Origin of the sequence: Streptomyces montanus (assembly GCF_005786655.1) — a bacterium.
GTDB classification, from domain to species: Bacteria; Actinomycetota; Actinomycetes; order Streptomycetales; family Streptomycetaceae; genus Streptomyces; species Streptomyces sporangiiformans.
The window spans coordinates 1-6398 of the sequence record NZ_VBZC01000134.1; the positions used below are offsets into that span (position 1 = coordinate 1).

General features: G+C 73.9%; 7 protein-coding genes. 5 read left to right on the forward strand and 2 right to left on the reverse strand.

What is annotated here, in order from left to right:
- Nucleotides 1-287: 287 nt before the first annotated feature.
- Nucleotides 288-1070: a response regulator transcription factor gene (locus tag FE633_RS46515; protein ID WP_138051201.1), complete on the forward strand. Its 783-nt coding sequence runs from the start codon at nucleotides 288-290 to the stop codon at nucleotides 1068-1070.
- A complete protein-coding gene (locus tag FE633_RS46520) occupies nucleotides 1070-2437 on the forward strand; it encodes a sensor histidine kinase (protein ID WP_138051202.1) in 1368 nt (455 codons plus the stop codon). Before FE633_RS46515 ends, FE633_RS46520 begins: the two co-directional genes overlap by 1 nt.
- A gap of 57 nt (nucleotides 2438-2494) precedes the next feature.
- Here FE633_RS46520 and FE633_RS46525 read toward each other — a convergent pair whose 3' ends face one another.
- Both FE633_RS46525 and FE633_RS46530 read right to left on the reverse strand, forming a co-directional pair.
- A complete protein-coding gene (locus FE633_RS46525) occupies nucleotides 2495-3352 on the reverse strand; it encodes a VTC domain-containing protein (RefSeq protein ID WP_246114157.1) in 858 nt (285 codons plus the stop codon).
- Entirely contained in the window at nucleotides 3349-4041 is a 693-nt protein-coding gene (locus tag FE633_RS46530) for a DUF4956 domain-containing protein (RefSeq protein WP_138051203.1), read from the reverse strand. Before FE633_RS46530 ends, FE633_RS46525 begins: the two co-directional genes overlap by 4 nt.
- Before the next feature lie 142 nt (nucleotides 4042-4183).
- Between FE633_RS46530 and FE633_RS46535 the strand changes: the two genes are divergently transcribed.
- The 3 genes from FE633_RS46535 to FE633_RS46545 all read left to right on the forward strand — a co-directional run.
- Nucleotides 4184-4798 (forward strand): type 1 glutamine amidotransferase family protein, encoded by a 615-nt coding sequence (locus FE633_RS46535; RefSeq protein ID WP_138051204.1) that lies wholly within the window; start codon nucleotides 4184-4186, stop codon nucleotides 4796-4798.
- Nucleotides 4795-5262 (forward strand): MarR family winged helix-turn-helix transcriptional regulator, encoded by a 468-nt coding sequence (locus FE633_RS46540; RefSeq protein WP_138051205.1) that lies wholly within the window; start codon nucleotides 4795-4797, stop codon nucleotides 5260-5262. The genes FE633_RS46535 and FE633_RS46540 overlap by 4 nt, the downstream gene beginning before the upstream one ends.
- A gap of 78 nt (nucleotides 5263-5340) precedes the next feature.
- A partial coding sequence (locus tag FE633_RS46545; RefSeq protein WP_138051206.1) for a serine/threonine-protein kinase occupies nucleotides 5341-6398 on the forward strand: 1058 nt, incomplete at its 3' end.

Genomic DNA, 6398 nt, shown 5'->3' on the forward strand with positions numbered 1-6398 from the left:
CCCTCGGCGAGCGCGCGCCGGACCGCCGCGTCGTCCAGGGCCCGTCCGTGCGCGCCGCCGTCCCCGTCCACGCTCGCGAGCTGCCACGCGCCGAGCCCGCCGGCGCCCGTGCCGACGGCGACCCACACCGCGGTCACGACCGCGCTCCGCCACCTCATGAGAAGAACCGCTCCATGGGACGAGCTTCGCGCATCTTTTCCTAAGGCCCGGTTAAGGCGCGGACAGGGAAGGAGCCCGCACCCCGCCCGCGGGCATCACGGCGCCGATTCCCTTACTACGGTGGCCGCATGGCCCATCTGCTGGTTGTGGAGGACGATCCGGCGCTGCGCGGCGCCCTGGTGCGTGCCCTGCGGGACAAGGGGCATGCCGTCGCGACGGCGCCGGGCGGCATGGCGGGCCTCGACGCGGCGGTGACCAGCCCGCCCGACCTGGTCGTGCTGGATCTGGGACTGCCGGACGTGGACGGCGGCCAGGTGCTCCGGATGCTGCGGGCCGTCAGCGACGTACCGGTGATCGTGGCGACGGCGCGCGACGAGGAGCCGGAGATGGTCACGCTCTTGGAGAGCGGCGCGGACGACTACATCGTGAAGCCGTTCGGCGCGGCGCAGCTGGACGCCCGGATCAAGGCGGTACTGCGCCGCCTCGGCCCGCCCGAGGCGGAGGAACCGCTGCGGGTGGGCGGTCTCACCGTGGATCCGGGGGCCCGCGAGGTCACCCTCGACGGCCGGTCCCTCGACCTCACACCCCGCGAGTTCGACCTCCTCGCCCACCTGGCGCGCCGTCCCGGCCAGGTGGTCTCCCGCCGCGAACTCCTCGCCGAGGTCTGGCAACAGCCGCTGGGCGGCGCCGACAAGACGGTCGACGTCCATCTGTCCTGGCTGAGAAGGAAACTGGGCGAGACGGCCCAGGAGCCGCGCTACCTGCACACGGTACGCACGGTGGGAGTGAAGCTCGCGGCCCCCGGAGCGGCACCCGGAGCGAGACCTGGTGCGGCTCCCGAAGCGGGACCTGGTGCGACCGCACCGGACGGCGGTGGCGGTGTTGGTCGTGCCGGGGCGGGTGACGCCTAGTGCGCGGCCGGTTGCTGCTGCTCACCGGAGCCACCACCGCACTCGTGCTGGCCGCGCTGCTGGTGCCGCTCACCCTGCTCACTCGCAGCCACGCCGCCGACCGGGCCACCGCGGAGGCGACCGCGCGGGCGCAATGGGTGGCGGCAGCCGCCGGGCCCGCGCTCGTCGCGGGCGCGGGCGGCCGGGAGAGCGCCGAGCAGACCGTGCAGAGCGTGAACGGGCCGGGCCGGCCGAGCATCTCGCTCGTGCTCGCGGACGGCGCTGTCATCGGCGCGCCGGCCAGGGTGACGGACGCGGTGCGGCTCGCGCGGACCGGGCGGGCGTTCACGTACGAGCCGCCGGACGGCGGGCGCGTCGTCCTCGTGCCGGTACAGGGGCCCGCCGACGGTACGGCGGTGGTTCAAGTGGCCCTGGCCAGAGGGCAGTTGTATGACGGCGTCCTCACGTCGTGGCTCGTGCTGGCCGGTATCGGCGTCGGGCTCGTCCTGCTGGGGCTGCTGCTTGCCGACCGGCTCGGCGCGCGACTCGTCGGCGCGACCCGCTCACTGGCCCGCACCGCGGACCGGCTGGCCTCCGGTGATCTCGCGGCACGCGCCGAGCCTGAGGGCCCACCCGAACTACGCCTGATCGCCGGGCAGTTGAACCGGCTCGCCGCCCGCATCGACGAACTCCTCGCCGCGGAACGCGAGAACGCCGCCGACCTCGCACACCGGCTCCGCACCCCGGTCGCAGCCCTCCGCCTGGACGCCGAGACCTTGCGTGACCCGGCCGAGGCCGAGCGCATCGCCTCGGGCGTGGCCGCCCTGGAACACGGCGTCGACGAGGTCATCCGCACGGCGCGGCGTCCCCTCCGGGAGGCCGCGCCGCACGCAGACCTGGCCGCCGTCGCCCGCGAACGTGCCGCGTTCTGGCTGCCGTTGGCGGAGGACCAGGGCCGCACGGTCGTGGTCGACACCCCCTCCGGGCCGCTGCCGGTCACCGTCCCCGACGACGAACTGGCCGCCGCGCTCGACGCGTTGATCGGCAACGTTCTGGACCACACCCCCCAGGGCACCCCTTTCCGCGTCACGGCGCGCGCCACCTCCGACGGACCGGAACTCCTCGTCGCGGACGAGGGCCCCGGCTTCCCCGGCACCCATGCCACCGAGCGCGGCAGCAGCGGCGCGGGCTCCACCGGCCTGGGCCTGGACATCGCCCGCCGTACGGCGGAGGAGACGGGCGGCCGCTTCCGTACGGAGAACGTCCCTGGAGCACAGGTGACGCTGACGTTCCCCGCGGCCGGGGAGGCGGAGCCGTCCGGGAACCGGGACAGGAACAGGAATGGGAGCGGGGACCGGGCCGGGAGCGGTGACAGTCGGGGGCGGTGACAGTCGGGGCGGTGACAGGGTCGGGGGCGACGACCGCTGAGCGGCCGCCCGCCTCGGTCACCCCCGCGGAACCGCGTCCCGGGCCTGTGGAAACACCGACCGCACCGCCCTCCCCCAGGCGTTCATCCCCAACTCCGGCCGCAAGGTCGCCAACCCCGCGCTGTACTTCGTGAACCCGGCAGGCCGCAGGCCGTACTCGTGCAGAAGGCGGTCCGCCTCCGTCAGGTGCCCCCGGGTCTTCGTCTCGACGAGGACGAGCCCCTCCGAGGCGGCGGCCGTGCGGCCGGACGCCGGTTCGCGGACGAGCAGCCCGGCGTCGCACGTCACCCGCTCGCCGTCGGCGGTGAACGTCACGCGCCGGTAGTCCGTCACCAGCGAGGGCAGGAGCCCGGACGGAACCCCGATGCCGTACGACCGCCCGAGGACGTCCGCCAGGAACCGGTGCCGCGCCCCGTCCAGCGGATGGGCGCCCCGGGCCATCCGCTGCCGGTGCTTGACCGTCTCGCCACGCCCGCTCTTGAGCTTGACCTCGAACTGCCGCTCCCCGCTGTCCTGGTAGACCCGTTCACGGACCCGGAAGCGCAGCCGCCGCCCCTGACGGTGGTCGTGGAACGTACGCAGCCCAGGGGTGTCGTAGTACGTGGAGCGGTACCGGAAGCGGCGCAGTCCGTCGATGGCCAGCACCCGGAAGGGCCCTCCCGCACGCCGCGGATCGACCAGCCGCGCCGCGAAGTCCTCGAAGGCGGCGACCGGTACGACGTAACTGTTGTCGTGCCGGGCCAGCAGCTCGGCGCGGGCGTTCAGCTCGGCCAGCGAGACGGGGTGCGCGGCGAGTGCGGCCCGCCCGAGGGCCAGCTCGGCGGCGCTCAACGAATCGGCCCCCGTGGCACCGGCGCTTGTCGCGTCGGCGCTCATCGCACCGGCTCATTGACCGCCGTCGCGGTTACGGGTACCCGTGCACCGTTCCCGACCGCCGCCGGCTCCCACGCGACATCCGCCGCCCCGTCGCGCCCCTGCGGCGCCTGCCGCCCCCGCGGCTCCGGCTCCCGGTACCGCACGTCCACGACCATGAGGTCCCGCACGTAGTCGACTTCCTGGACGATCCAGCCCAGCGGCTCCCCGAGCCGCCGTGCGAGGTCGGCGCGGAGCTCACCCGCGTCGCGATGCACCACGTCGAGCGTGACCACGGCGCGGCGCTCCCGCGCGTACAGCCGGGGATGGTCGGCGACGTACACGACGAGCAGCAGGATGCCCGCGAGCCCCGCGGCCACCCCGAGGTCCAGGCCGGGCAGCCCGCACAGCAACCCGAGGACCAGGGTCGTGAAGTAGTACGCGACCTCCTGGTGCTGCACCGCGTGTGACCGGAGCCGGACGATCGACAGCACCCCGAACAGCCCGAAGCCGAGCGCGAGTCCGCCGTCGCTGCCCACCCGGCCGAGTGCGGCGACGACCGCGAACAGGGCGACGTTCAGCGCGAGGTACGCGGGCACCAGCTCCCTCCGGTGGTGCCGTGGGTGGAAGACGCCGAACGTCAGCAGCGCCACGGCGAGGAGATCGAGGCCGAGGTGGGCGGCGATCAGACCGAGATTCTCTGTGCTGTCCATGCCGACGACGCTAGGGAACGGGGGGTTAAGCGGACCCGCTCACGCAGGTTAAGGAAGCCACGCACTTGACAGCATGCTGCTTTTTCGACAGCATGCTGCCATATGGCCGTGGTGCACACATCGCACACCAGGAGGCGCGATCATGACCGGCACGACATCCCGCAAGCCCGTCCACCTCGCCGTCTACGACACCTTCGCCGACTGGGAGACCGGCCACACGACCGCGTACCTCGCCCGTGCCGGGTACGAGATCCGCACGGTGGGCCTCGATCGTGAGCTCGTGAAGACCATCGGCGGCGTACGCATCCAGCCGGACCTCGCCCTCGACGACCTCCGCCCCGAGGACAGCTCCCTGCTGATCCTCACCGGCGGCGGCCTGTGGGAGACGGGCGACGACCTCGTGCCGTTCGCCCGCAAGGCGCGCGCCTTCCTCGACGCGGGCGTCCCCGTCGCCGCCATCTGCGGAGCCACCGCCGGGCTGGCCCGCGAAGGCCTGCTGGACGACCGGAACCACACCAGCGCCGTCTCCTTCTATCTGGCCGCCACCGGTTACAAGGGCGGGGAGCGGTACGTCGACGCCGACGCGGTGACGGACGGCGGGCTGATCACCGCCGGTCCCACCGAACCCGTCGCCTTCGCCCGCGAGGTGTTCCGCCTCCTGGGGGTGTACGAGGGGGAGGTGCTGGACGCCTGGTACCGGCTGTTCCACGACTCGGACCCGGAGGCGTACGCCGTCCTCGAGGCGGCCGGTCGGTGAGCCGCGAGCGCCAGGACCTGCTCAGCCGCACCGCCCTCGGCGTCTTCCGGCTCAACGGCCAGTTTCTGTCCGTGGCGGACGAGTTGGCCAAGCCCGCCGGACTGACCGCCGCCTGGTGGCAGGTGCTCGGAGCGGTCCTCGCCGAGCCGCTGCCCGTCTCCGGGGTCGCCCGCGCGATGGGCATCACCCGGCAGAGCGTGCAGCGGATCGCCGATCTGCTCGTCGAGCGGGGCCTGGCCGAGTACGCGCCCAACCCCGCTCACCGCCGCGCCAAGCTGCTCACCCCGACCGAGGACGGCCGCGCCGCCATCACGAAGATCGGCCCCGGCCACGCGGCCCTCGCCGACCGCCTCGCGGACGCACTCGGCGAAGACGGATTCGCCGAGACCGCACAGGTGTTGGAACGCCTGATCACCGTGATGGAGGCGCTCACGGAGCAGAGTCATCCTGTTACGGGGTTGTAGAGGCCGCGCGCCCCGTCCTCCGTACGGCCGCACTATCCTCGCTCTGTCGCATATGCACGGGGGAGGGTGGCGCTAGCAATGGAGAAGCTGGGGCCGGGGGAGCCGCAACGGATCGGCGCGTACCGGTTGCTGGCGCGGCTGGGGGCCGGCGGCATGGGGAACGTCTATCTGGCGCGCTCCGACCGGGGGCGTACCGTCGCCGTCAAGCTGGTCCGGCAGGAGCTCGCCGAGCAGGAGGAGTTCCGGGCGCGCTTCCGGCAGGAGGTGCAGGCCGCACGGCGGGTCGGCGGGTACTGGACCGCGCCGGTGCTCGACGCGGACACCGACGCAGCGATCCCGTGGGTGGCCACCGGCTACGTCGCCGGGCCGTCGCTCCAGACGGTCGTCGGCGAGGACCACGGGCCCCTTCCCGAGCGTTCCGTACGCATCCTCGCGGCCGGCCTCGCCCACGCCCTCAAGGACATTCACGCCGCCGGGCTCATCCATCGCGACCTCAAGCCCTCGAACGTGCTCGTCACGATCGACGGCCCGCGCGTCATCGACTTCGGCATCGCCCGCGCCCTGGAGACGGTGACCGACGGCGGGCTCACCCGCACCGGCGCACTCGTCGGCTCGCCCGGCTTCATGGCCCCCGAGCAGGTCCGCGGCGACCGCATCACACCCGCGTGCGACGTCTTCTGCCTGGGCTCGGTCCTCGCCTACGCGGCCACCGGCGACCTCCCCTTCGGGACGGCCAACAGCGGGGTGCACGCGCTGATGTTCCGCATCGCGCAGGAGGAACCGAACCTGGAGGCGCTGCCCGAGGGCCTCGCCGATCTCGTACGGGACTGCCTGCGCAAGGACCCGGCCCGCCGCCCGGCCCTCGACGACATCCTGGAGCGCACCGGCGCCGAGGACACGGTCGCCGACGGGCGCAGCCGCGACCCCTGGCTGCCGAGCATGCTGGTGGCCCAACTGGGGCGGCACGCGGTGCAGTTGCTGGACACGGAGAACCCGGACGAGAGCGGCCCGTCGGGGGCGCCGTCGAGCCGGCCGTCCCCGGGCGCCCCGCCGACCCCGCCCGCCTCGTCCACTCCCGGCGCCGCAGCCCCCGTGGCGGCCCCTGCCCCCGGGCCCTCCGCCGATCACGCCCCCGC

Excerpts from the sequence above, each read along its gene's own strand:
- FE633_RS46525 (WP_246114157.1), bottom strand. The coding sequence starts at position 3,352 with ATGAGCGCCGACGCGACAAGCGCCGGTGCCACGGGGGCCGATTCGTTG.
- FE633_RS46530 (WP_138051203.1), bottom strand. The coding sequence starts at position 4,041 with ATGGACAGCACAGAGAATCTCGGTCTGATCGCCGCCCACCTCGGCCTC.
- FE633_RS46535 (WP_138051204.1), top strand. The coding sequence starts at position 4,184 with ATGACCGGCACGACATCCCGCAAGCCCGTCCACCTCGCCGTCTACGAC.
- FE633_RS46515 (WP_138051201.1), top strand. The coding sequence starts at position 288 with ATGGCCCATCTGCTGGTTGTGGAGGACGATCCGGCGCTGCGCGGCGCC.